We start from the raw sequence: 583 nt of genomic DNA, 5'->3' as shown, positions 1-583 counted from the left end.
CCCACCCGCCCCGCTCCGGCCGGCGGGCCCATGCCCCCTGCGGCGCGGCGGGCGGTTACGCGATCGCGGTCCCCACCACCGAGTTCGCTGCCAGCAGCGCATTGAGCAGGGCCACGGTCTCGGGCGAGCTGTCGAGCCCGGTTTCGGTCGAGATCCGATTGAGCTGATGGGCGGTGCGCTCGAGGCCGGCCCGGTCGCCGGTCTCGCTGTAGATCTGGAACAGGTCGCGGTAGAGAAGTTCGGCCTGGATGTCGCAGGTCAGTCCGATGGAGACTGCGCTGGCCGCGGCGCGGAAGTCACGGGCGGACATGCGGCGCATCGCCAGCTCGTGGGCGACGTCGACGCTGGCGGAGATCATCTCCTGGATGTTGTGCTCGGCCCAGGCGTAGCGGCTCTGGTCTATGCCGGAGAACGGCCGGCCCCGTACGAGGGCCAGGGCGTGGGCGAGTGCGGTGTCGGCGTCCTCGCCGTGGTGGTGCATGCCCTTGGCGTACAGGTCCTGGAACTGGTGCCAGTCGGCGGTGACGTCGGCGTTGAAGCTGTAGACCCCGTCGCTCACCGGCACCATGAATGAGCTGTCTAG

The 583-nt window shown here is 69.6% G+C and carries 1 protein-coding gene; it reads right to left on the bottom strand.

What is annotated here, in order from left to right; translation table 11 throughout:
• Positions 1-55 precede the first annotated feature (55 nt).
• Positions 56-583: bacterial transcriptional activator domain-containing protein (locus RM812_RS42120; protein WP_311586292.1), on the bottom strand; the 528-nt coding region annotated here is incomplete at its 5' end.

Origin of the sequence: Streptomyces lancefieldiae (assembly GCF_031845825.1) — a bacterium.
Lineage (GTDB): Bacteria > Actinomycetota > Actinomycetes > Streptomycetales > Streptomycetaceae > Streptomyces > Streptomyces lancefieldiae.
The sequence above is the reverse complement of the archived record's forward strand: the minus strand, read 5'-3'. Positions and strand labels throughout refer to the sequence as shown.